This window comes from Candidatus Ornithobacterium hominis (genome assembly GCF_900538215.1).
GTDB classification, from domain to species: domain Bacteria; phylum Bacteroidota; class Bacteroidia; order Flavobacteriales; family Weeksellaceae; genus Ornithobacterium; species Ornithobacterium hominis.
The window spans coordinates 26,748-50,742 of record NZ_UNSD01000005.1 but is presented as its reverse complement, the minus strand read 5'-3'; the positions used below and the strand labels follow the sequence as shown (position 1 = coordinate 50,742).

The 23,995-nt window shown below is 35.2% G+C and carries 20 protein-coding genes; 10 read left to right on the top strand and 10 right to left on the bottom strand.

Annotation, left to right across the window (positions count from 1 at the left end; genetic code table 11):
* Positions 1 to 9: 9 nt before the first annotated feature.
* From D5J18_RS05315 to dnaK, 9 genes are all read right to left on the bottom strand, one after another.
* Positions 10 to 1,047, bottom strand: a complete 1,038-nt coding sequence (locus D5J18_RS05315) for a virulence RhuM family protein (protein ID WP_119057983.1) — start codon at positions 1,045 to 1,047, stop codon at positions 10 to 12.
* Between the two features lie 110 nt (positions 1,048 to 1,157).
* Positions 1,158 to 2,834 carry an ATP-binding protein gene (locus D5J18_RS05310; RefSeq protein WP_119057982.1) on the bottom strand — a complete coding sequence of 559 codons (1,677 nt, stop codon included), beginning with the start codon at positions 2,832 to 2,834 and terminating at the stop codon, positions 1,158 to 1,160.
* Between the two features lie 9 nt (positions 2,835 to 2,843).
* Complete coding sequence (locus D5J18_RS05305; RefSeq protein ID WP_119057981.1) at positions 2,844 to 3,797, bottom strand: SIR2 family protein; 954 nt, start codon at positions 3,795 to 3,797, stop codon at positions 2,844 to 2,846.
* 22 nt (positions 3,798 to 3,819) lie between these two features.
* Entirely contained in the window at positions 3,820 to 4,572 is a 753-nt protein-coding gene (locus D5J18_RS05300) for an abortive infection family protein (protein WP_119057980.1), read from the bottom strand.
* Positions 4,573 to 4,597: 25 nt separating this feature from the next.
* Positions 4,598 to 5,668, bottom strand: a complete 1,071-nt coding sequence (locus tag D5J18_RS05295; protein ID WP_119057979.1) for a restriction endonuclease subunit S — start codon at positions 5,666 to 5,668, stop codon at positions 4,598 to 4,600.
* The gene (locus D5J18_RS05290; RefSeq protein WP_119057978.1) at positions 5,658 to 7,217 is read right to left on the bottom strand and encodes a type I restriction-modification system subunit M; all 1,560 of its coding nucleotides are present in this window, start codon (positions 7,215 to 7,217) and stop codon (positions 5,658 to 5,660) included. Before D5J18_RS05290 ends, D5J18_RS05295 begins: the two co-directional genes overlap by 11 nt.
* 252 nt (positions 7,218 to 7,469) lie before the next feature.
* Entirely contained in the window at positions 7,470 to 7,775 is a 306-nt protein-coding gene (locus D5J18_RS05285; protein ID WP_119057977.1) for a hypothetical protein, read from the bottom strand.
* Between the two features lie 96 nt (positions 7,776 to 7,871).
* Positions 7,872 to 8,576, bottom strand: a complete 705-nt coding sequence (locus D5J18_RS05280; protein ID WP_119057976.1) for a hypothetical protein — start codon at positions 8,574 to 8,576, stop codon at positions 7,872 to 7,874.
* 220 nt (positions 8,577 to 8,796) lie between these two features.
* On the bottom strand, positions 8,797 to 10,698 hold the full coding sequence (dnaK, locus tag D5J18_RS05275; RefSeq protein WP_119057975.1) for a molecular chaperone DnaK: 1,902 nt from the start codon (positions 10,696 to 10,698) through the stop codon (positions 8,797 to 8,799).
* Positions 10,699 to 10,860: 162 nt separating this feature from the next.
* Here dnaK and D5J18_RS05270 point away from each other — a divergent pair, with 162 nt between their 5' ends.
* The 10 genes from D5J18_RS05270 (at position 10,861) to D5J18_RS05225 (ending at position 23,317) form a co-directional block, all read left to right on the top strand.
* Positions 10,861 to 11,925 (top strand): AI-2E family transporter, encoded by a 1,065-nt coding sequence (locus D5J18_RS05270; protein ID WP_119057974.1) that lies wholly within the window; start codon positions 10,861 to 10,863, stop codon positions 11,923 to 11,925.
* Between the two features lie 3 nt (positions 11,926 to 11,928).
* Entirely contained in the window at positions 11,929 to 13,548 is a 1,620-nt protein-coding gene (locus D5J18_RS05265) for an acyl-CoA carboxylase subunit beta (RefSeq protein ID WP_119057973.1), read from the top strand.
* Positions 13,549 to 13,645: 97 nt separating this feature from the next.
* Positions 13,646 to 14,008 (top strand): hypothetical protein, encoded by a 363-nt coding sequence (locus D5J18_RS05260; protein WP_119057972.1) that lies wholly within the window; start codon positions 13,646 to 13,648, stop codon positions 14,006 to 14,008.
* A gap of 77 nt (positions 14,009 to 14,085) precedes the next feature.
* The gene (locus D5J18_RS05255; RefSeq protein WP_119057971.1) at positions 14,086 to 16,155 is read left to right on the top strand and encodes a TonB-dependent receptor; all 2,070 of its coding nucleotides are present in this window, start codon (positions 14,086 to 14,088) and stop codon (positions 16,153 to 16,155) included.
* A gap of 29 nt (positions 16,156 to 16,184) precedes the next feature.
* The gene (locus D5J18_RS05250) at positions 16,185 to 17,069 is read left to right on the top strand and encodes a hypothetical protein (RefSeq protein WP_119057970.1); all 885 of its coding nucleotides are present in this window, start codon (positions 16,185 to 16,187) and stop codon (positions 17,067 to 17,069) included.
* Between the two features lie 233 nt (positions 17,070 to 17,302).
* On the top strand, positions 17,303 to 18,310 hold the full coding sequence (holA, locus tag D5J18_RS05245; RefSeq protein ID WP_119057969.1) for a DNA polymerase III subunit delta: 1,008 nt from the start codon (positions 17,303 to 17,305) through the stop codon (positions 18,308 to 18,310).
* Positions 18,311 to 18,314: 4 nt separating this feature from the next.
* A complete protein-coding gene (locus D5J18_RS05240) occupies positions 18,315 to 19,982 on the top strand; it encodes a M23 family metallopeptidase (RefSeq protein ID WP_119057968.1) in 1,668 nt (555 codons plus the stop codon).
* Between the two features lies 1 nt (position 19,983).
* On the top strand, positions 19,984 to 22,140 hold the full coding sequence (locus tag D5J18_RS05235; protein ID WP_119057967.1) for a TonB-dependent receptor plug domain-containing protein: 2,157 nt from the start codon (positions 19,984 to 19,986) through the stop codon (positions 22,138 to 22,140).
* Between the two features lie 2 nt (positions 22,141 to 22,142).
* A complete protein-coding gene (locus D5J18_RS05230; protein WP_119057966.1) occupies positions 22,143 to 22,472 on the top strand; it encodes a translation initiation factor in 330 nt (109 codons plus the stop codon).
* The gene (locus D5J18_RS05225) at positions 22,469 to 23,317 is read left to right on the top strand and encodes a nucleoside phosphorylase (protein WP_119057965.1); all 849 of its coding nucleotides are present in this window, start codon (positions 22,469 to 22,471) and stop codon (positions 23,315 to 23,317) included. Before D5J18_RS05230 ends, D5J18_RS05225 begins: the two co-directional genes overlap by 4 nt.
* A 19-nt stretch (positions 23,318 to 23,336) precedes the next feature.
* Here the strand turns inward: D5J18_RS05225 and upp are convergent, their stop codons facing one another.
* On the bottom strand, positions 23,337 to 23,990 hold the full coding sequence (gene upp, locus D5J18_RS05220; RefSeq protein ID WP_119057964.1) for a uracil phosphoribosyltransferase: 654 nt from the start codon (positions 23,988 to 23,990) through the stop codon (positions 23,337 to 23,339).
* Positions 23,991 to 23,995 lie beyond the last annotated feature (5 nt).

Genomic DNA, 23,995 nt, shown 5'->3' with positions numbered 1-23,995 from the left:
ATAGTTGCTTTACTCCACATCTTTTTCAGGTGGAGTTAATTTAACGATTCGATCAAAATCGCTTTCAAACAATTGGTCTTGTATAATTCTATATTTCTCAAACTCAGTTTCTGCATGTGCTTTGGCTATTTCCGCAGTTACTTTGCCTGCGTTTTGTAACACTTCTCTGTCTGTAGCCTCTATAAATCTGTTCAAACGACTTTCCCAATCTTCCATTGTCATCGGAATTTGTCTCAGCGCCATGTCTTCTGCAATATCTAAATAAGCCGAAACCAACCGTTGTAATTGTTGCATTTCATTATCCGACAAATAATTTTTAGCTACATTAACATCAAATTTTTGAATTTTACCTTTTGGGGCATCTTGCCAAGTGGTTAATCCCATATTTTTCTTTTGATGATCGGCTCGGTTTACAATGACTTCTGCTGCCGTTTGTCCGTGAATTGCCCAATGCAATTTGTTTTGAATCGTAGCAAAAAAGCGTTTCGTTGCTTGTGCGTTTACATCATAATCAATAGCAGTTGCATAAATATCTGTTATTTTTTGATAGAATTTTCGTTCACTTAATCGGATTTCACGGATGCGTTGCAATTGCTCTTCAAAGTATTTTTTTCCGAGAATCGTTCCATCATTTTTAAGACGTTCATCATCCATAGCGAAACCTTTAATCGTAAATTCTTGTACAATTTGCGTTGCCCATTTACGAAATTGTACCGCGCGTTCGGAATTTACCTTGTAACCAACCGCAATAATTGCTGAAAGATTGTAGTGTTGTGTGTTATAATTTTTGCCATCGGTGGCAGTTATCCGGTATTTCCGGATAACTGAACTTTCTTCTAATTCGTTGTCTTTAAAGATATTTTTTAGGTGTTCATTTATGGTTCTTACATCTACATTGTAAAGTGTAGCCATCATTTTTTGCGACAACCAAATATTTTCATCTGCATAAATCGCATCCACTCCACCGTCGCCTGTTGCTGCAATAAAAGTTAAGTACTCTGCCGATGAAGAGCGAACTAAGGACTTTTTATTGTTTGTATCTTTCATTTTGTTGATGGTTTTAAATTCAGTATTAAAAAAACGTTAAGCTTCTGTTTCCAAAAGGCTTATAAATGCTTGTTCTAATTTAGTTTTGGTGGATTTCATGTTAATGGTGATTATACTTTAGATTGCTTTCTTAAAGCTTCAACAGCAAAATCTAGATTTACATTATCTTTTTGTTTCGACCATTCATCCCAAAAATCAATTGTTGCACTTTTTGGTTTTACAGTAGGTTTATCTATTTGAACTCTACTAGGTAATAATGATGCATCTCCAACGATTAACGCTTCTCCAATATCTAAGATAGGTAATAAATTAGCAAAATCTCCTAAATTATCTGGAAACAATCGTTTAATTACATTTTGATCATCAGGGTTTGTAAGGCGCATTGCTATAAAATTGCCACATTGACTCAAAATAGTTTTACTTACATCAGATGGTCGTTGACTTATAACAACTAATGAAACACCATATTTTCGTCCTTCCTTACTAATTCTTTCAAAACTTTGTAAGCCCTTTTCCTCAATTGAACCTTTAGTATTAGCGGGTAAGTATAAATGTGCTTCATCACAAAAAATAGAGATTGGATGTCTATTACTTTCATCAGTCCATTGTTGAATAGAAAAAATCAATCTTGCTAATAGACCTGTTATTAAAGGCAAAATATCAGATGGAACTTCTGAAAAATCAATAATCTTGATACCACTCCCTTTACCAAAATCTAATAGTTTTTTAATTAAAATGCTAAACCAATCATATTCCAATAAACTTGGATCTTCGTTAAATAAAAAGTTTAATCTTTTGTCTTCTTTTTTACTTGATAATCGTTGAACAAATCTTGTCAATTTACCAAATAATGGACCTTGCTTTTCTGTTCCTGACCTAGCTCCTTCAACCATTTTTTGATCTTCATCATCTAATTCTCGGAGTAATGTAGAAATTGAAAAAGGAATAGGGCTTTCAACTGTAAAATTATTCAAAACATCATGCTTGCTTTCGGCTTCTAATTTTTCTTTTTTCAGTTTGATAATCAAATCAAAAAGTGCTCTTGACTGATTTGGAGCATTACTATCACTTCGATCTAGCAACAAAGACTCTATTTCTTCATATGATAAAAGCCAATAAGGAAGGAAAATATTATCAGGATTTGAACAGTCATCTGAAGGTCCCGCAATTTTTAAAAGAGAAACATTAGCTAATTCACTTAAAGGGATATACTCTCCGTGTAAATCAAGTACAATGCTATTCACAGATTGTAGCTTAGATGCACTTTCTAGAACATTAGCAACCGTCCAAGACTTACCAGATCCTGTTCCTCCAACAATCACAGCATGCCTTTGAAAAAACTTATTCCCATCAAGATTCACCTCTGATTCTTCTGCAATAGTATATTTCCCTACTTTTAACGGATTTTCGCTACTTGAAGAAATAGTTTTCATGAATTCTGTTAATTCGGATCCAGTGAGGAGAAAACAATCAGCATTGATACTTGGAACAGTATTTAATGTTCTTTTAAAAACATTTTTCATTGTACCATCTTTCTCTATAAATGTTCCAACTAAATTTACCTTAATTACATTTTCAATAACAAAATCAGCATCTTCATCATCTTCTATTTTATCTGACAAAGCTTTTCTAAGAATTTTAGAAATTAAACCTATAATCTTTTCTCCTATTTTTGTAGAGCGTATTTGAATAATCTGGTTTACCTGTACACTATTTAATAAATCTTCGCTATCTACCTTAACAGTTATGTTTCCCGTATCAACACTTTGAACTTTTCCTAATTGCATAATTTTAGTTTATATTATATCAATAAAAGTATTTAAAGACCAATAATTACCATCAAGAATAATTTCTTGTTTTTCTAATCCTTTTTCTTTAAATGTAAATTTAGTTTTATCCTCACTAGATTCTTCAATAAGGACATATTTCTCAGCTTCTTGAATTTCTTGCAAACAAGTTTCAGAAATCACTTTAGTGATTACTACAATTGGAATTCCTTTTTTGACTTTGACTTTAATTTTTGGTGTGAGATGTTCATCGTTAAAACCAAAACCAACAACTAAAAAACTATCTGCTGAATTAATGTATGAATCTGACTTTTGAATTAGCTCTCTATATGGACTTTTATATGTCTCTTGATATTTATTCTTTCCTGGACATATAATTTGAGGTAAAGAACCTTCAAAATTATTATTTAAATAACGTGATTCACCTGCTAAATCAAACCAGTTAAGGGAACCATGTACCTTAACTAGATTAACGATGTTTTTTGATGAAAATAAATTCTCATCAAAAACTGAAAGGTCTTTTCCTAAAAAACCATCAGTAAATGGAATATTGTGAAATGAAAGAGCGTACTCAATTATCCTATCATAATTTGTTGTAATAATATTTATAACTTTAGGATGTGTATCACTAATTTTTTCCACTAATTTCCTTACACCATCAAAAATATTGTTTTCAGAAACTAAAAAATCTTTTAAAACTTTTTTATCGGCTTTGGATACCTCCTTCCAAATTATTTTTCTAATCTGTGGCATTAACTCTCTATACTCGTCTTTTCCAAGCTCAATTTCTAAGTTCTCATTAGTTTGATCAAATTCAGGTATTTCCTTTTTGATACTTTCATTTAGTGACCACATACTTGGTAATCCAAATGGTACAGTTGCTCCAGATCCCCAAATAACGACAGGTGGATTCTTTAAATAATTTTGTATGATAGTAAATATTTTCTCTTTTTCATCTTCCATAAGTATATAGTAGTTTCTTTGGTTAATTATTTTTAGCGGCTTCTTTAAAAGTTTTAAATAAAAAAATTGCCATTGTACCGGCTAAATTGACAGCTAATTCACTATGTCTTTCTGATGGTTTAATACTCTTTTTACTCTTTCCATGAGCGTCTCCCAATTTATTTCTTAAAGCTCCTAATCCGCTGACGATACTGCTTGAACCACCCAAAATCTGTTTAAATATTTGTTCTTGATGATTTTCAGGTGCTAAGTTTAAAGACTTTGCTACTTCTTTATATAATTCAGGAAGATCCGCTGCATCATTGTATTCAATATTTTGTTCATCCAAAATATGTTTTAGAATACTTTCAATTAATGTTCGTGCTAACGTAATTGCTCCTTCAGGTTCAGTTTGTTTTCGATCAAGAGCTTTTTGCCATTGATTATGAATATGCACTTCATCAAATACAATACTTTCATCTAAAGGTGATGTCGTTTTTGTTTCTAGATAATTTAATAACGGTGCGAATTCATTCCACAAAAAATCTCTGCGCTCTTGGTAAGTACTGTATCCTCCTTTTATGAAAGTCCAGAATTGATCGATGGTTCTTTTCGTTTTTATCCATTCTGGCAATAGCTCATCAATGTTTTTGTTTTCAAGTAGTTTTTTTCTTACTTCAATATACAATTGATTATTAAAATCACTTCCCGTAGCACGAGCAATTACACCATCTTGAAAATATTCAACAAGCTGACTATCGCTTAATTTATTTATATTTTGTAATTCTTCATTCATTCTAAGTTTTCTAGTAGTTTTTTAGTTACCCCTCCAACGTTGCCAAGCGGCTTAGCAACAACGATTGAAGTTGAGTGAGTTTTTGGTTTTGAGAATTCAAAACACGTATTAAATTAAAATCTTTTTCAAAAATTGAATTATATTTTGATGCCATTTCCTCACTATAATTAAAAATTGGAATAGAAACAATATGTTCAGGATATATATGAGGCTGTCCCGTACCTTCTTGTTTACTCATTAATAAATCTTGATTAACTTTTAATGCTACATAAGCGAAATATACATATTCATATATTGAAAGATCTATGAATGAGCAATCTGCAGCCCAAACTTTACTTTGATATAATCTTGTAAATCCAGCGTTGGCCCCTGAAGCACTAATGGTAATAACGGGTGTATTAGTATTATATTCATTATGATAACAAGAAGGTTCTAGCCCTCCAGCAACTACTGGAAATTCACCTAATATTGCATTTTCGCGTGTTATATTTTTACCTTTTCTAGGAATAAATAAACTTTCTACTAAGATACATTCACCCAAATCTTTATTAAACCATTGCTTGTACAAGGTTTGAGCAGTAGCTTCTAACTTCTCGCAGATTTGTTCGTTGACTTTTATTTTGTTTTCTACTGCTTGGTATTGGGCTACAATTTCGCGTTGTTTTTCGATGGATGGAACAGGTAATTCAACATTGCACATATCTTCCCAATCAAAAGATTCTCTTGTGCTTCCATGCGAATGATAACGAGCATAACGATCAAATTCTGGTCGAGAAAACCACATCATCAAATATTCAGGTAGCAATTCGTTTGTATCAATAACTTCAAAAACAATATAGATTTGAGAAACCAAAGCTTTATCATATTCATCAGCTAATGCAATAGATATTTTATCTCCATTTCTTGATGTAATGGTTCCGTATGCGAATTGTCCCTTTTCAATAATTTTATATGTAGACATATCCGTTCCAACCGTATTTGCAATGGATGGAATCAGTTTTTTTGTAATACTTACACCAAGCAATGTATCAACTTGTAAATCTCTATTACGATTATTTACTTGTTGAATATAATTACCCAACTTTTTATAACTCATATCCCAACGATTTAAACACGTTTGTTACTTCTTGTTTCAAAGCTTCTTCTTGCTGAAATAACTCTTTCAATTCGGTTTGCAATGCTTGCATTTGGGCATCGTAGTCGATGTTTTCGTCACGATTGACAAATTCAATGTATTTACTTGGTACCAACGAATAATCTTTTTTACATATTTCTTCTAAAGTGGCAGCGTAACAATATTCGGGTTCATTCGTATATGTCGTTGCAAAATCTTTTTGTTGCCAGTTGTGATACGTCGCAGCAATCTGCTCAATATCTTGTTCAGCAAACTGAATGAATTTCTTTTCAAACGGTTCACCTTTTTGTCGTAAGTCCATAAACAATATTTCACCTTCGCGGTTGCGATAGTTTTTTACCCCATCGTTTACTTCAACGGAACGTTCTTTTTTATTACGGTTCAAAATCCAAAGTGTTACCGAAATATCTGTAGAATAGAACATCGCTCTTGGTAAAATAACAATCGCTTCCACCAAATCGTTTTCTATAATTTGTTTACGGATTTTGTATTCTTCACCACCACCCGAAAGCGCTCCATTGGCTAAGATAAAACCAGCGACACCGTTTTGCGAAAGTTTAGAAATCATGTTCAAAATCCACGCATAATTGGCATTGGACTTTGGAGGATCCTCGTAACCTGTCCAACGTGGATCGTCTGTTAATTCGTTTTCAGCTCTCCAATCTTTTAAGTTAAAAGGAGGATTCGCCATGATGTAATCCGCTTTCAATGCTGCGTGCTGATCGTCACCAAACGTATCGGCGGCTTTGTTTCCTAAATTGGCAGAAATCCCACGAATGGCTAAGTTCATTTTAGCCAGTTTAAACGTGGTATTTGTTAACTCTTGTCCGTAAATGGAAATGTCTTTTTTGTTTCCTTGGTGTTTCTCAATAAACTTCAACGACTGTACAAACATACCACCCGATCCACAAGAAGGGTCATAGATTTTTCCTTTGTAGGGTTCAATCATTTCGGCAATCAAGTTTACAATCGACTTCGGCGTATAGAATTCTCCTTTCCCTTTTCCTTCGGCAATAGCAAATTTGCTCAAGAAATATTCGTACACACGTCCTACAATATCTTGTGCTTCATCACGAAGCGTATCGATGTTGTTGATGGTATCCAATAAAGCTGAAAACTTAGATTGATCTAATCCCAATCGAGAGAAATAATTATCAGGTAACGCACCTTCTAATGATTTATTGGTACGTTCTATGGTTTTAAGCGCAGTATCTACTTTTAAGGTAATATCTTCTTGTTTAGCGTTTTCAATAATGTAATCCCAACGCGATTCCTCTGGTAAATAGAATACATTTTCCGCCTGATAAAATTCTGGTATTTCCAAGAAGGCTTCTTTACCTTCTGCAATCAATTCTTCTCTACGTTTGATGAATTTATCACTTGCAAATTTCAAGAAGATTAAACTCAATACCACGTGTTTATATTCTGACGGTTCGATCGAACCACGTAGTTTATTTGCTGCATCCCATAGGATTTCTTCTGTACTTTTGATTTGTACTTTTTTGGCCATAGTTACAATTATGTTTGATGTAAATATATGAAATGTTAAAATGTAAAAGAAACGAAAATAAATGAAAAAGCGATGAGGAAACCCGTAAATACCGTTATTTAATTTCGTTTATTACGTAACTCTTGTTTTCAAAGAAAAGACTTCATAGCGACATATTAAGTCGTTGTGACAACAAAGTAAAATAAAGCTTGGGAAAAGAAAAAACTGATTCTTACTTATAATGAACTTTTGCTCTAAACTATATTTCTAAAATCACCTCCTCAATCCTCTTCTTTTCTCAGGCTCGTTCTGTTCCGTTTGATTATCCGTTTTTAACGAAGTATCTTTTATTAACGAATTTCTGTTTTGTTTGTTACCAAAACGTAATAATGTAAAAAGCTGAGCTACATTATTGGGATCTTTAAAGATTTCGTCGAATGCAGAGAAAGGAATATTGTTGTCTTTTGATACTTTTTCACTTATTTTACTTAAGCTATCTATCAATTGCTTTTTGTCATCTACCTTTAAATAAGGTTGTTTTAGTCTTTCAAATTTGATTGCTTTCTCCAAAGTATTCATTACCGAATCCAGATATTTTTTCTTTTCAACAGCAAAAACACTTTCATTAGTAAGCAGAGTGGTGTTTTTGCTTTTGTAAAACTGTACTTCTTTTTTTTAACTTTCCTTTTTTGTCAATATTTCAGCAATCTGTTTCGTTTTGGTTTCTGAATCGGTTTTGTTTTTTAATAGTTGAGCTTTCTGAACTTTAAATATTTTCTCCATATTCATCAGTGTTTTCTCGGTTTTCATTCTTTGAAATCCTAAAAAGTCCGGCTCTTTAATAATCAATTCCTCAAATTTATTCGAACTTAATTCCTTTTTTATTTCCTTCTTGTGTTCTTCCAGAATTTTCAGATATTCTTCCTCTTTCTTGATTTTGAATTGTATGGTTTCTAATCTTGCTTTTGAACCCGAAATTCCTCTTTCCATTCCCAAACATTCCGCCGTTATATCCTGCATTTTGGAATAATGAAAAGATTGATGTTTTAATGTTTTTCCCGTTTCCAAATCCTGCCAATCTGCTACTAAATGAGCGTGATAGTTTGGTTTCCATTCGTTGGTATCTTTATCATAATGCCCTTCGTCTTTGTGAATGGCAATCTGAAAAACTCTTATTTTCAATTCTTCTTCCAGTTGTTTTGAAAGATTGTGCAAATCTTGCATCGTGGTATTTTCTTTGATTACCACTACAGCCTCACGAACAGGCATCGCATTTTTCTGCAACTTTCGCCCTGATTTTTCTTTGCAATAAGTTTCGATTTTTTGAATTAAACAGAAGCTATTCTTTTGGGTACAAATTGTTCGCCATACACGAGACATTGTTTATTTATTCGTTTTATCCCCCATATTTATCAATTAAGGTATCATAAGTATCCATAAGAGCCATTTCATCCCCCTTTAAGTTCCGGCACAATATATGGTCAGATATATAACAAAAAAACGATTAAAATAACGCAAATTTGAAAGTGAGTAAATTTTTTAAGCCTTAAAAAAATCCCTACTTTCCAGCAGGGATTTTGTTGGCTTATGGAATTGTGAATCATTTCACTTCTTCGAAATCCACATCTTCTACATCATCTGATGAATCATTTGAATCAGCGTTTGGTTGAGCCGTAGCTTCAGTACTTGGCTGAGCTCCTGCTTCATTCATCGCTGCATAAAGCTCTTGAGAAGCAGCAGTCCAAGCTTCAGTATGTTTTCCTAAAGCTTCATCAATTTTTGCTACATCTTTTTCTTCATGTGCTTTTTTAAGTTCTTCTAAAGTATCTTCGATGCTCTTTTTCTTATCCTCACTGATTTTATCACCGTATTCTTTCAACTGCTTTTCAGTTTGAAAAATAGTACTATCTGCAGCATTCAATTTGTCAATTTTTTCTTTAGCTTCTTTATCTTTGGTCGCATTTTCTTCTGCCTCTTTCTTCATTTTTTCAATTTCAGCTTCGGTCAATCCAGATGAAGATTCGATTTTAATTGACTGTTCTTTCCCCGTTCCTTTATCTTTGGCTGAAACTTGCATGATTCCGTTTGCATCAATATCAAAAGTTACTTCAATTTGCGGAACGCCTCTTGGTGCTGGTGGAATATCTACTAAGTCAAATCTTCCAATTTCTTTATTATCAGCAAACAAAGATCTTTCTCCTTGCCCTACCCGAATCGTCACAGCGGGTTGATTGTCTGCTGCTGTAGAGAATGTTTCAGATTTTTTGGTCGGAATTGTTGTATTAGCTTCAATTAGTTTTGTAAACACGCCCCCCATGGTTTCAATCCCTAAAGAAAGTGGCGTTACATCTAATAATAAAACGTCTTTCACATCTCCTGTTAAAACACCACCTTGAATTGCAGCTCCTATGGCTACAACTTCATCTGGATTCACACCTTTAGATGGTTTTTTCCCAAAGAATTTTTCTACTTCTTCTTGAATTTTTGGAATACGAGTTGACCCTCCTACTAGAATCACTTCATCAATGTCTGAGGCTGATAAACCTGCATCACTCAATGCTTTTTTACAAGGTTCCATCGAGCGTCTTACTAAATCTTCAGTCATCGACTCAAATTTCGCACGAGATAAAGTCTGCACCAAGTGTTTTGGCCCAGTGTTAGTCGCTGTAATGTACGGTAAGTTTATCTCCGTTTGATTAGATGAAGATAATTCAATTTTTGCTTTCTCCGCAGCTTCTTTCAGGCGCTGAAGTGCAATTGGATCTTTACTCAAGTCTACATCTTCTGCTGATTTAAATTCTGTGATTAACCAATCAATAATGGCATCATCAAAATCATCTCCTCCTAAATGAGTGTCTCCATTGGTAGACAGCACCTCAAAAACGCCATCACCTAATTCTAAGATAGAAATATCAAACGTACCTCCACCAAGGTCGTAAACGGCCACCTTCTCATCACTCTCTTTTTTATCTAGACCATAAGCTAGAGCCGCAGCCGTTGGCTCATTGATAATCCTTTCCACCTTTAGCCCAGCAATTTCACCAGCATCTTTGGTCGCTTGGCGTTGTTCATCATTAAAGTAGGCAGGTACTGTAATCACCGCACGGCTTACCTCTTGCCCCAAGTAATCTTCTGCCGTTTTCTTCATTTTCTGAAGAATCATGGCTGAAATTTCTTGTGGTGTGTAATCTCTGTCATCAATTTTAACTCGAGGCGAATCATTAGCTCCTTTAATTAGCTTATATGGAACTTTTGATGCTTCTTTTTCATCATACTTATCGCCTATAAATCTTTTGATGGAGAAGATTGTTTTCTCTGGGTTGGTAACCGCCTGTCTTTTAGCTGGGTCACCTACTTTTCGTTCACCATTTTCTACAAAAGCCACAACAGATGGTGTAGTTCTCTTCCCTTCAGCATTTGGTATCACGCTTGGGTCATTTCCTTCCATCACAGCTACACAAGAATTAGTCGTACCTAAATCAATGCCTATTATTTTACTCATAATTTCTATTTTTTTATTATTCTAAAATTTGTTTTTAATTTGCTCTTACTAAGACAAACAATATACCATCGCAAAAATTTATTTTATTTCATGTATTTTTTTATAAATTGCTGACATTTTGTCTTATTTAACTTTAATTTTACGCCATTAAGTTCATTTTAAATGCAAAAAAGACATCCTATACCACATAGTTTTATTCGCCAAGCTTTTATTTTAGGCGCCATTCTCTTTTTGGGGTATTTTATTTTCAAATATTTTACACCTTATCTCTCAGGTATTTTTGGAGCAATCATCATGTTTGTCATCACAAAAGATTGGATGAGGATATTAACCAACAATGGCTGGAAACGCTGGATATCGGCAACTTTATTGATTCTATTTTCTATTTTCATTATTATTTTACCTTTAGCTGGTTTAGCATTTATGCTGGGGACGCGTGTTCAAGATTTTATCAACAATTCAGAGAAATACATTTTTTTAATTGAATCTAATATTGCTTCGCTAGAAGATTATTTGGAAATTGATTTAACGACCGAAATTGGAAACCCAAGGGAGCTTCTCACCTCTTCTATTCAATCTTGGACCGAGGGGACTTTAGATGTTTTCATCAGCCTTGGTATTTTATATTTTGTTTTGTACTATTTACTCATCAATTATGATATTTTAAATAGTAAAATCAACGAATACATCCCTATTTCGGATGAAAATTTTAATCGCATCAGCGTTGATACTTATGATATCGTAAAATCCAATGCTATTGCAATTCCTTTAGTTGCCCTTTTGCAGGGTTTGGTTGCACTCATCGGTTATTTTATATTTGATGCTCCCAATCCGTTATTTTGGTTTGCCCTGACAACAATTGGGTCCATGATTCCTTTTGTAGGAACTGCCGTTGGCATGATTCCTTTGATACTGATTATGTACACACAGGGGCAAACGTTTGACGCAATAGCACTTGCGATTTATGGAATGGCTATTGTAGGCTCTACCGATAATGTTTTCAGGATTATTGTTCAGAAAAAATTAGCTGAAATCCACCCGCTCATCACTTTATTTGGTGTTATCATCGGAATTCCCATGTTTGGATTTTTAGGATTGGTCTTTGGGCCACTTTTAGTCAGTCTTTTCCTGCTATTACTAAAGATTTACAAAGAGGAATATTACCCTAAACAAAGCTTATTTCATAACAAAAAAGATTTACCTAAAACAGTTCAGTTTAAAGAATAATTTATGGACATTCAATTCAACAAAAGAGAGGATTCAAATAAATTGGCGTATAGTGCCATTTTCAAAAAAATCAAAGAAATCAAAAAAGGTGGCGGTGAAAAGAGAATAGCCAAGCATAAAGCAAAAGGGAAAATGACTGCTCGTGAGAGAATTGATTATCTATTAGATAAAGAGAGCCAAAGCATAGAAATCGGCTCTTTTGCCGGATATGAAATGTACAAAGAACACGGTGGTTGCCCAGCTGGTGGCGTAGTTGTGAAAATTGGGTATATATCTGGCAAACAATGCATTGTAGTAGCCAATGATGCCACTGTAAAAGCTGGAGCTTGGTTTCCGATTACAGGAAAGAAAAATTTGAGAGCACAAGAAATAGCTATGGAAAACCACTTGCCAATAATCTACTTAGTAGATTCAGCAGGTGTTTATCTTCCACTACAAGATGAAATTTTCCCTGACAAAGAACATTTCGGGCGAATTTTCAGAAATAATGCCCAAATGAGTGCTAAAGGCATTACGCAAATAGCTGCCATCATGGGAAGCTGTGTTGCTGGTGGTGCTTACTTACCAATTATGAGCGATGAAGCTCTCATTGTGAAAGAAACCGGTACGATTTTCCTAGCAGGACCGTATTTGGTAAAAGCTGCTATTGGCGAAAATATTGATGCCCAAACACTTGGTGGAGCCACTACGCAATCTGATATTTCTGGCGTCACAGATTACAAAGCCGAAAACGACCAAGATGCTTTGGATAAAATTAAATCCATTGTGAGCAAAATTGGCGAAAATAAAAAAGCTGGGTTCAATAGAATTCAGGCTCAAAATCCTACGCGTAATCCAGAAGACATTTACGGGATTTTGCCCGAAAGCCGTGCCGAACAATATGATATGCATGAATTGATTGATACTTTGATTGATAGAAACTCCTTTGATGAATACAAAAAAGATTACGGAAAAACCATCATTTGCGGGTATGCCCGTATTGAAGGCTGGGCAGTTGGCATCGTTGCCAACCAGCGAAAAATCGTGAAATCAGCTCAAGGCGAGATGCAGTTTGGAGGTGTTATTTATTCAGATTCAGCAGATAAAGCCACAAGATTTATTGCGAATTGCAATCAAAAGAAAATTCCATTGGTTTTCTTGACAGATGTTACGGGATTCATGGTGGGTTCTAAATCAGAACACGGAGGAATCATCAAAGACGGAGCAAAAATGGTGAATGCTGTGGCAAATTCAGTCGTGCCAAAATTTTCTGTAATTGTGGGAAATTCCTATGGTGCAGGAAATTATGCCATGTGCGGAAAAGCCTATGACCCTCGGTTGATTTTTGCTTGGCCTTCGGCTAAAATTGCCGTAATGGGTGGCGAGCAAGCTGCAAAAGTTTTATTACAAATTGAAGAATCTTCTGCCAAAGAGGAATTATCTCAAGAACAAAAAGAAGAATTACTTAATCGCATCAAAACCAAATACGATAATGCTACAACGCCTGAATACGCTGCTGCAAGACTTTGGGTAGATGAAATCATCGACCCGACAGATACCAGAAAATGGATTTCTATGGGGATTGAGGCTGCCAATAACGCTCCTATTACAGAAAAATTCAATTTGGGCGTGATTCAAGTTTGATGAGATTGATGAAGTTAACGAGCGTTAAAAAAATTAATTTTAAAAGATTTTTTTAAGGCTTAAAAAAAATTATTTAAGTTTGTGAAAATTTAATCGTTTGCGGAGCAAGTATCAGCCTTTTATTTCTTTTTTACTCACGGGAATCATTGCTTTGATTTATCTCGTGGAGGCTGGTGCTACGTTCGGTCACTATTATTCGCATGAGCATGGGCACGCTGAAACCTGTATAGACCATAGCGACTGCGTAAAAGATTGTGCTCATTTTACTAAAAAAGCAGAAAAAACATGTCACGGGCATTTTTTTAATTTCATGCCGCAAGTTTCTGTTCAGAAAATATTTTTTAAGGCTTCTATTTTTTTAGAAACCCCTTATTCTGAAATGATTTTTTCACTCGTGAAGCAATATAGCAGTAGCTATAAACATTTATTCACTTCTCGTCCTCCGCCCTTTTTAGTTTAATTTTTTTAGCTTTTTGATGGCGAATGTTTGCAATTTCCTGCAAACTTGTTTTTACTATTTGAATTTAAGAGAAATATATGCATAGAAAAAGTATGCTATCATTTGTTTGTTTATGGGCGGTTTTTGCCGTAAATGCACAAGAAGATAGCACTTCAATCCAATTAGAAAAGATTGAAATCAAAGGAGTTTCTGCTCAAGAATCTGTTTACAAAAAAGAGAAAATTGATGTGCTACAGCGTGAAATCAGTGCTGGAAATGATTTGGCAAAGCAAATCGAAATTTTACCAGGCGTGAACGTGAGAAAATCGGGAACCAATATCACAAAACCTGTGATAGATGGGCTTTCCAGTAGCCGATTGATTTATATGATGAATGGTGTTCGGCTTGAAAATCAAGATTGGGCTGATGCTCATTCCCCCGAAATTGATGCTGATTTGGCGGGGAATTTATCAATAATACGTGGTGCTGAAACGGTGAAATATGGTGCAAATGCTTTGGGTGGCGTTGTGTTTGCGGAGCAAGAAAAAATCCCGAATGACACGCTTCTCAACGGAAAAGCGGGAATGAATTATAAATCTAATACCCGAGGTTGGGGCGGATTTATCAAGCTCCAGCAGAAGCTAAAAGCTATTCCTAACTTGAAATGGAAATTGGCTACCAACGTGATTCAAAACGGTGATTACCAAACGGCTGAATATAACGTAACTAACTCAGGAACAAGACTTAACAGTTTGTATGGAGAGCTTTTGTATGAAGGAAAAAAATTGAATGCCGAAGTTTTTTACAATGATTATTCTGCCAAGCAGGGTAACTATTTTGGTGCTTTGACGGGGAATATTGAGGAATTTGAGGAACGAATAAAAAACGGAAGACCTTTGGCTGTTTTCCCGTATGAATTTGCTATCAATTATCCTTTGCAGGAGACAAGACATCAAATTGCTTCGGGTAAAATTCAATGGAAGTTTAATCGCCGATGGAAATGGAATTTGGGCTATAATTATCAGCAAAATCACAGAAGAGAATATGATTTAAGACGAGCGAACAGCAATTCTGTTCCTGTGCAAGATATGATTTTAACGACTCAAAACTGGAACTCAAGTCTTCAATTCAATCATTATAGATTTAATTCCACATTGGGTTTCCAAATCAGAGATAAAGAGAATTTCAATCAGCCTGGGACGGGTGTTACTCCTGCGTTGCCTAATTATATCTTCAAGGAAGCTTCTGTTTTCACTTATCATGACATTAAACTTAGCCCCTTTAAATTCAATGTTGGGCTAAGGTATGATAAGGCAAAAATGAATGCTCTAGGCATTGATTTCTTGGGGAATAACTATGGTGATAAAAAGGATTATTCTGCTTTTTCATCTCAGTTGGCTGTAGATTTAGATGTGGATGAATGGCATTTTAATTCATCAGTAAGTTATGGTTGGCGGATTCCTGAATCGTATGAATTATTCGCCAATGGGAAGGAACATGGAATTCCTATTTTCTATGTAGGTGATAAGGATTTGAAGCCCGAAAAAGCTACCAAATGGGTGAATCATGTTCATTATCACAATTCATGGTTTGATACGCAAATTTCTGGTTTTGTGCATTGGTTTGAGGATTATATTTACGGTGTGCCGACGCATCAGTATAAGCAATTATTTGCTGGTCCAGCGGCAATTTTTCAGTTCAAGCAACAAGCGGCTTTGATTTATGGTTTGGATTTGATTCAAGATTGGAATGTTACAGAAAATTTTCAAATCAAAAATCAAATTTCTTGGATTGAAGGGAAAGAAATTCATTCCAAAAATTATTTACCAAATATTTCTCCGCTGAAGGTTCAAAATCAAATCAGATTTCAAGCCAAAGATTGGGGTAAATTTAATATGAATACGATTCAAATCAGTCATTTATGGAAGGCAAAAAAAACTAACTATAACCCTGACTATGAGCTGTCTAATCAAACTCCTGATGCTTATCATTTGTTTGATTTTGCTTTGCACACCAATTACAAGATTAACGAAAAATTCAATGCAGATATAACTTTTGGGGCAGAGAATATATTCAACCTGCTTTATAAAGATTACTTGAATCTTCACCGCTATTTTGTGCATGATAGCGGGAGAAACATTTTTATCAACTTAAAATTTAATTTTTAAAAAATTTAATAACTAAATATTTTTTTATTATGAAAACAAACAATTTATTAAGAACCTTAATGTTTGCCATAATGGCTTTGATTTTTGTGGGCATCACTTCTTGTAATGATGATGACCCTGTGAAACCAACAAATGAAACCGAGGACAAAGGGCATGAAGATTGGGCCAAAGTTACATTTACATTCCGTTTGGGGCATTTGCACGGGAGCAATTTTCATGGAAACCCTATCAACGAGAACGCTAAATATTTCAGAAATCTGCAAGAAGTAACTTTTGAATATGATAGTAAAGGAAATTTACAAACTCCAACTGATCCTGTAAGATTAATAAAAGATGAATATTATGCATTGGAAATCACTTATTATAATAAAAAAGGAGAAAGAATGAACAGCACCTTCACTACACCTGAAATGGCTCCTATTCATCAACATTTCTTTTTGACTAAAGATGCTAAGGATTTAAATTCAGATAAACCTTTTGAAAATGCAGGTAATATCATTACTGGATATACTTACCGCGATACAGACCCAGAAAATAAAATGTATACTAGATATGATGAAACTGTGAAATTACGTGGAAAAAAAGATCCAATTGGTTTGAAAGGATATTTCAAAGTAAGTGAGAAGTATGCTAAATTTAATTTAAACGTTATTTTAGTGCACATCGGCAAAGGAACTAAATTAGATAGAAATGGGAATCCATATCCTTATAACGAACCTAATTTAATCTTTTTATCTTCACAGGATTTGAATGTAAAAATACCTATTCGTGTTTATGCTGAGCGCCCTGAGGATTATAGTGATAAATTCTTTGAAGATGCTGCCAATGAGTTTAATATTACTGTAGAAGAAGCAATAGCTGATTATAAATTATTATACGACGCTGATTTTGAAAGCGGAAAATACTGGATGTAATTCTATAAATTTTAACTTCCCAGTTAATTTTAGAAAATCGCCTTTCTTTTTTTAGGATGGCGATTTTTTTTAAGCCTTAAAAAATTTTTACGTAAATAGAATAGAAAAGGTAGCCGTTTCAGTTGTGAGACAGCTGCTTTTTTTTATCAAAAATTATGATTCTTCTCAAAAGTAGACTTATAAAATTCAAAAAAACTTTTAGAAAAAAACTATATTTGTAAAACATCTAAGCCGTGAAAGATTTTACCAAATACATCAGCCAAATCAAAAACAAAGAGTTCGCACCTATCTATTTTCTATATGGGGACGAGACCTTTTTCATTGATGAAATCACTGCAGCACTGCAAGAAAACGTCTTGACTGAAGAAGAAAAAGCCTTCAATCAACATATCTTTTACGCCAATGAAATAGATGCTGAGGACGTTATACTACAAGCTCGCCAATACCCGATGATGGCAGAACGCCAGCTCATCATCGTGAAAGAAGCTCAAGCCTACGACAAGCAATTGAACGCCTTTGAAGCTTATTTCAAAAATCCAGTGCCGTCCACCATTTTGGTCATTAATTACAAATACAAAAAACCTGACGGCCGCACCGCTTATGCCAAGGCGGTAAAAGCCAACGGGCTCTTGCTGGAATCTAATAAATTGTATGAGAATCAAATCCCTGAATGGATTTATAACTTACTGAAAAAAAGAAAATTAAAAGCTCAGCCCAATGTCATACAACTTCTGGCAGAATCCATCGGTGATGATTTATCTCGCATTTCTAATGAGGTAAAGAAATTAGCTATGGTTTTGAATCCTGGCGAAGAATTAACGCTTGAATTGGTAGAGAAACACATCGGCATCAGCAAAGATTACAATATTTTTGAGCTGACAAAGGCCATCGGTGTCAAAAACAAAAAGAAGGCATACCTCATTGCACATCATTTTACTCAAAACCCCAAAGACCATAATTTTGTATTTTATTTAGGCTTAATTTTTTCTTTTTTTCACAAACTGATGCTTTACCACGCCTTGCCCGATAAGTCACGGACAAGCGTAGCCAAAATTCTGGGTGTTTCACCTTTCTTTGTGAAAGAATATGAAATAGCCGCACAAAATTACCCGCTCAAAAAGGTCACGGCTATTATTTCACTTTTACGCGATACTGACATGAAGTCCAAAGGCTTAGGCGTAGGCTCAAACACGACTGAAAAAGATTTGTACAACGAACTTCTATTTAAAATCCTTCATTAAAGAAATGAAAAAAAATTTTTTAAGCCTTATAAAATTTTTAATACTTCCCATTGCTTTTGCACAAAATTATCCACAAAATTACTTTCGCTATCCACTAGAAATAGACCAAATTTTAGCAGGAAGTTTTGCAGAATTACGTGGATTTCATTTCCATTCGGGTATAGACATCAAAACACAGCAGCGAGAAGGGCAAAAAGTTTTTGCGGTGGCAGAAGGCTATATTTCTAGAATCAGCGTTTCACCATCGGGCTACGGAAATGCTTTGTACATCACACACCCCAACGGCTATACATCGGTATATGCGCATTTACAAAAATTCCAAAATGAAATCGGAAAATATGTAACGGCTCAGCAAAATCAGCAGAAATCCTTTGAAATCAATATTTTCCCTCCAGCAGAGGCGTTACCAGTAAATAAAGGCGAATTCATTGCACTCACAGGAAATTCTGGGAGTTCTGGCGGGCCACATTTGCATTTTGAAATTCGAGATACCGAAACGGAAGAAACCATCAATCCTTTTTTGTTTGGGTTGACGACACCAGATCACAAAAATCCTTTGCTGAACGGAATGTATATTTACGCCATTACTGGTGATGTGGAAGGCAAAAAAAGATATGACCTTACTGGCGCAAAAGATTTTAAATCCCCTGTACTGGCCTCTGGCACCATTGGGGTTGGCGTCAAAGCTTATGACAAGATGGATTTTGCAGAGAATTTAGATGGGATTTATAGTATTGAAATGTGGGTAAATAATCAGAAATATTTTACTTACGAAGTTGACCGATTTAGCTTTTCGCAAACCCGAATGATTAATTGCCAAACTGACTATGAGCAGTATATGAACAACAAAAGTTTTATCTATAAACTTTTCCTAGAAGAAGGTAATTCGCTTACAATGGTCAAAAAAGCTGAAAATAATGGCTATATTGATTTAATTCCCAATCAAGATTACCAAATCAAAGTCGTGCTAAAAGATTTTGCTGGCAATCAAACGAAAGGGAGCTTTACCGTGCGAGGCAAAGAAAACAGCCAACCGCAAATTCTAAATAAAAATGGGAAATTCCTCAAATGGAACGAAGAAAATCATTACGATGATGAGAATGTTTCTTTGTATTTTCCTGCTAAAAGTTTTTACCAAGATTTGTATCTAAAAGTGGATAAAATTGGTGAAAATTATTTCATCCAAAACGACCGAGTTCCTCTTCATAAATTCTATACTTTAGCTATAAAACCTAAAAATTTATCGCCAGCTCAGCTACAAAATGCTGTGATTGCGGTAACTTATAACTATGGTAACAAAAAAGTAAAAGATTATTTTGAAACAACTTACCAAGATGGGAAACTCATTGCACAGGTAAGAGATTTTGGGCAATTTACCATTGAATTTGATAGAGAAAAACCCATAATTTCCCCCATCAATGTCTCTCCCAATACTTCTTTTATTAAAGGTAGTAAATTAAAATTCAAGGTAAAAGATTCTTCGTCAGGTATAAAATCCTACAATGCTTTCGCTAATAATGAATGGGTGATTTTACGTTATGATAAAAAGAATCACCTTATGTGGATAGACCGAGAAGATATTCCCTTCACTGGAAAAGCAGAGTTGAGCATTCAAATTCAAGATTTGGGAGGTAATTTAGCTAAAAAAAATTATAGCATTAATTTAAAATAAAATGCAAAAATTCATTTTTTGTTTTTTCTTTCTTATCAGTATCAGCACTTTTTCTCAAGAAGAAATAGATTTAAATGAAGTTATTTTTCAGGCCACAGAAGAAGAAAAAATCTATCAGGAAGAAATCAACGCCAGAGTAGCTCGCCAAGCACCTACGCTAACGGGGAGCATTACCGATGTCTTGAAAACTTTGCCTTACGTAAGTGTGAATACTGAGCTCAGCTCGCAGTACATGGTACGCGGCGGGAATTATGATGAAAATTTGATTTACATCAATGGCGTTGAAATCTTTAAACCCCAATTAGTACGTTCTGGGCAACAGGAAGGCTTAAGTTTGATTCATCCAAAAATGGTAGCACTGATTAACTTCATGCCTGGCGGCTGGGAAGCACAGTGGGGAGATAAATTGAGTAGCGTTTTAGATGTAATTTATAAAAATCCTAATCAAAAATTTGCAGAAATTTCAGGTGGACTTTTGGGCGGCGACATAACGGCAGGGCTGCCATTCAAGGGAGGTTCGCTTTTGGTAAGCGGACGCTACTTGAACAGGAATTTAATTCTAAACACTTTGGATGAGAATACTGATTTTAATCCTTTAGCCTATGATTTTCAAGCCTTATTAAATTATAAAATTTCTAAAAGGCTTAAAATTTTTTGGTTGGGAAATTATAATTTTAATGAATTTCAATCCATTCCAAAATCTCGCCAAACCCAATTTGGGACTTTGCAGCACCCAATCAATGTCTATACCTACTACCGAGGGCGAGAGCAAGAGCAATTCAAAAGCAGATTCAGTCATTTAAATTTAAACTTTCAGCTCACTCCCCGTTGGAATCTAAATTTAGGCTTGACTATGACTCATACCCAAGAAAAAGAATATTATGATGTGTTGTCTGCCTATTACATTCGCACAACGGATGAAGAGAGTAACGCAACGGCTACGCGCGATATTGGCGGACAAATTGACTACGGGCGTAATGATTTAGATGCTTTCATCTTTGGGGTTCAACACAAGGGTAATTTTGAAATCAATAAAAATCAAAAATTAACTTGGGGGTTTAAAATTCAAAAAGAGGATTTAAAAGATCGCCTCAATGAATGGCAAATGATAGACTCCGCAGGCTATAGCCTAAAAGGCTTTGGAGATTATAGCTCTTTTCAAATTCAAGCCCAAAATCCTCATTTAGAAGTAAATTACGCTATGCAGGGGACAAATCAAATTCAATCAATACGCTACACAAGTTTTTTGCAATACAATACTAAATTCTTCTGGCATAATGCTAAAGTCCTTCTTAATGCTGGTGTGAGGACTGGATATTGGGACTTCAATCAAGAAATAAATATCAGCCCAAGGTTTCAAATGGCCATCAAACCCGATTGGGTAACGAGTCAGCTTTTCCGCCTAGCGGTAGGCAAATATGTGCAGCCAGCATTCTACAAAGAAATGAGAAAATTAGATGGAAGTTTAAATTCAAAAATTAAAGCTCAAAAATCTTATCATTTCTTGGCCGGGCATGATTTTGAATTCTTTATAGGGGACCGCCCTTTTAAACTCTCTACTGATTTGTATTACAAGAAATTACAAGACTTAGTCCCTTATTATCTAGACAACGTGCGCATCAGGTACACTGGTGAGAACGAAAGCAAGGGCTTCGCCTATGGTGTCGATACCCGTCTTTACGGCGAGTTGATTCCCGGAGCAGATTCGTGGCTCAGCTTGTCTTATGGCCGAACCCGAGAAAAATGGAATCAACAAACTTGGATTGACCGCCCCACCGACCCTAGGTTTAAAATTTCCCTATTCTTCCAAGACTCGATGCCTTTATTCCCTAGTTTTAAGGTAAATATGAATTTAATCTATGCCACAGGATTACCCAATGGTGCTCCGCCTCTCACAAATCCTTATGATTTTCAGCGTCGCCTGCCCGACTATAAACGCGTAGATGTGGGGTTAAAGAAAATTATTATTCAAAATAGAAAAAAGAATCATAAATTAGTAAAACAAATGGAAGTTGGGGTCGATATTTTTAATATTTTTAATATTCAAAATGTAATATCCAACCAGTGGCTAAGAGATGTACAATCTAGGAATATTTATGGCGTTCCTCATCGATTAACGGGTAGATTTTTTAATGCTAACTTCTATATTAAATTTTAAACATGGATTTGAAAGAACAACTGAAAAAAGCTTTTCCTGAGCATGAATTTGAAGCCAATGAAGCAGATGATTCAGAAAATGATGGCTTGTGGATACCTGATGAGGTAGTCGAATGCCATTACGAAAAAAGAAATGGCAAACCACACACCATCATCAAAGGCTATACTGGGCATCAAGATGATTTCAAGCAATTGGCAAAAGAAATCAAAAAAATGCTGGGCGTTGGTGGCTCTTTTAAAAATGAAGAAATTATCATTCAAGGTGATTTGCGAAAAAAAATCATGGATTATTTGAAAAAACAAGGAATGAAAGTAAAAAGAGTAGGCGGATGAAAATACAAAGTTCAGAATTACCATTGAATGCCGATGGCAGCGTTTATCATCTAAACTTACTGCCACAAGACATCGGCGAAACCATTTTTTTGGTCGGTGACCCAGGGCGAGTACCGCTCGTGAGCCAATTTTTTGATGAAATTTTAGTTACCAAACAAAAACGGGAATTTATAACCCATACTGGTTGGCTGCAAAACAAGAAAGTTAGCGTTTTAAGTACGGGTATCGGTACCGATAATATTGATATAGTCCTCAATGAATTGGATGCCCTGGTGAATATCGATTTAAAAGAAAGAAGTATAAAAAAAGAAACCAAATCACTAAAGTTGATACGCTTAGGTACTTCTGGCTCACTAAATCCAGAAATAAAGGTTGGTGATTTTATATTAAGCCAAAGTGGAATCGGTTTTGACGGGATGATGAATTTTTACCCACAACATCAAGACTCAGCTATAAAAGAAAAAATTTCTAAAGGCTTAGAAAATCCAGTCATTCGGAATTTAATGTATGCTGCCGATGCAGATGATGCTTTATTACAGCATTTTAAATCTGTGGGGAGAGTCGGAGTAACAGGTTCTCTATCAGGATTCTATGGCCCACAAGGTCGACAAGTGCGGTTGAAACGCATTGAGGGTGATTTCTTAGCAGATTTAAATAAAGTTGGCATTGATAATTTTGAAATGGAAACCTCTGCCATTTATGCTCTTTCAAAACTCTTGGGGCATCAGGCACTCTCTATCAACTGCATCATAGCCAACCGAACGACTGGTAAATTCCTAGAGAACTATCAACCCAAAGTGAAAGAAATGATTCAAAAAAGTCTTTATTTATTGCAAAATTTTTAAAGGCTTAGAAAAAAAATCATCAATTCTGCAATTTACTACCGTAAGATAAATCTCCAGCGTCTCCCAGCCCAGGAACGATGTAATTCCTATCATTAAGTCGCGGGTCGATGCTGCCACACCACAGGTGAGCATTCGGGAAATGCTTAGAAAACTTTGCAACCCCTTGCTCTGAAGCTATAGCGCAAACAACATGCAACACGCTCGGCTGGCCGTAGGCTAAAATCTCCTCTAGTGCTTTTACCAGCGAAGAGCCAGTTGCCAGCATGGGGTCTGCCAAAATCAACGGGCGGCCATTGATATCAGGACAAGTTACATAATCTTGCTGAACGCTGATCTCTTCTCCATTCTCTTTACGGTAAGCGGCTATGAATCCAGCGTCAGCTTTGTCAAAATAATTCATCACTCCGTTGAATAAAGGTACTCCAGCCCTCAAAATTGTCATAACAATGGGTTGCGTTTTTAGCGCAGAAGAATCTTTCTGTGCTAAAGGCGTGTGAATTTGAATCGTTTTATATTCTAATTTTTTGCTGATTTCATAGGCTGCAATTTCACCAATTCGTTCTAGATTTCGCCGAAAAGTCATGCGATGATTTTGTGAATGAACATTACTGATTTCATTCATCCACTCTGTTACTAGCGAATTTTGCTCTGAAATTAAATGTATATTGCTCATGTTTT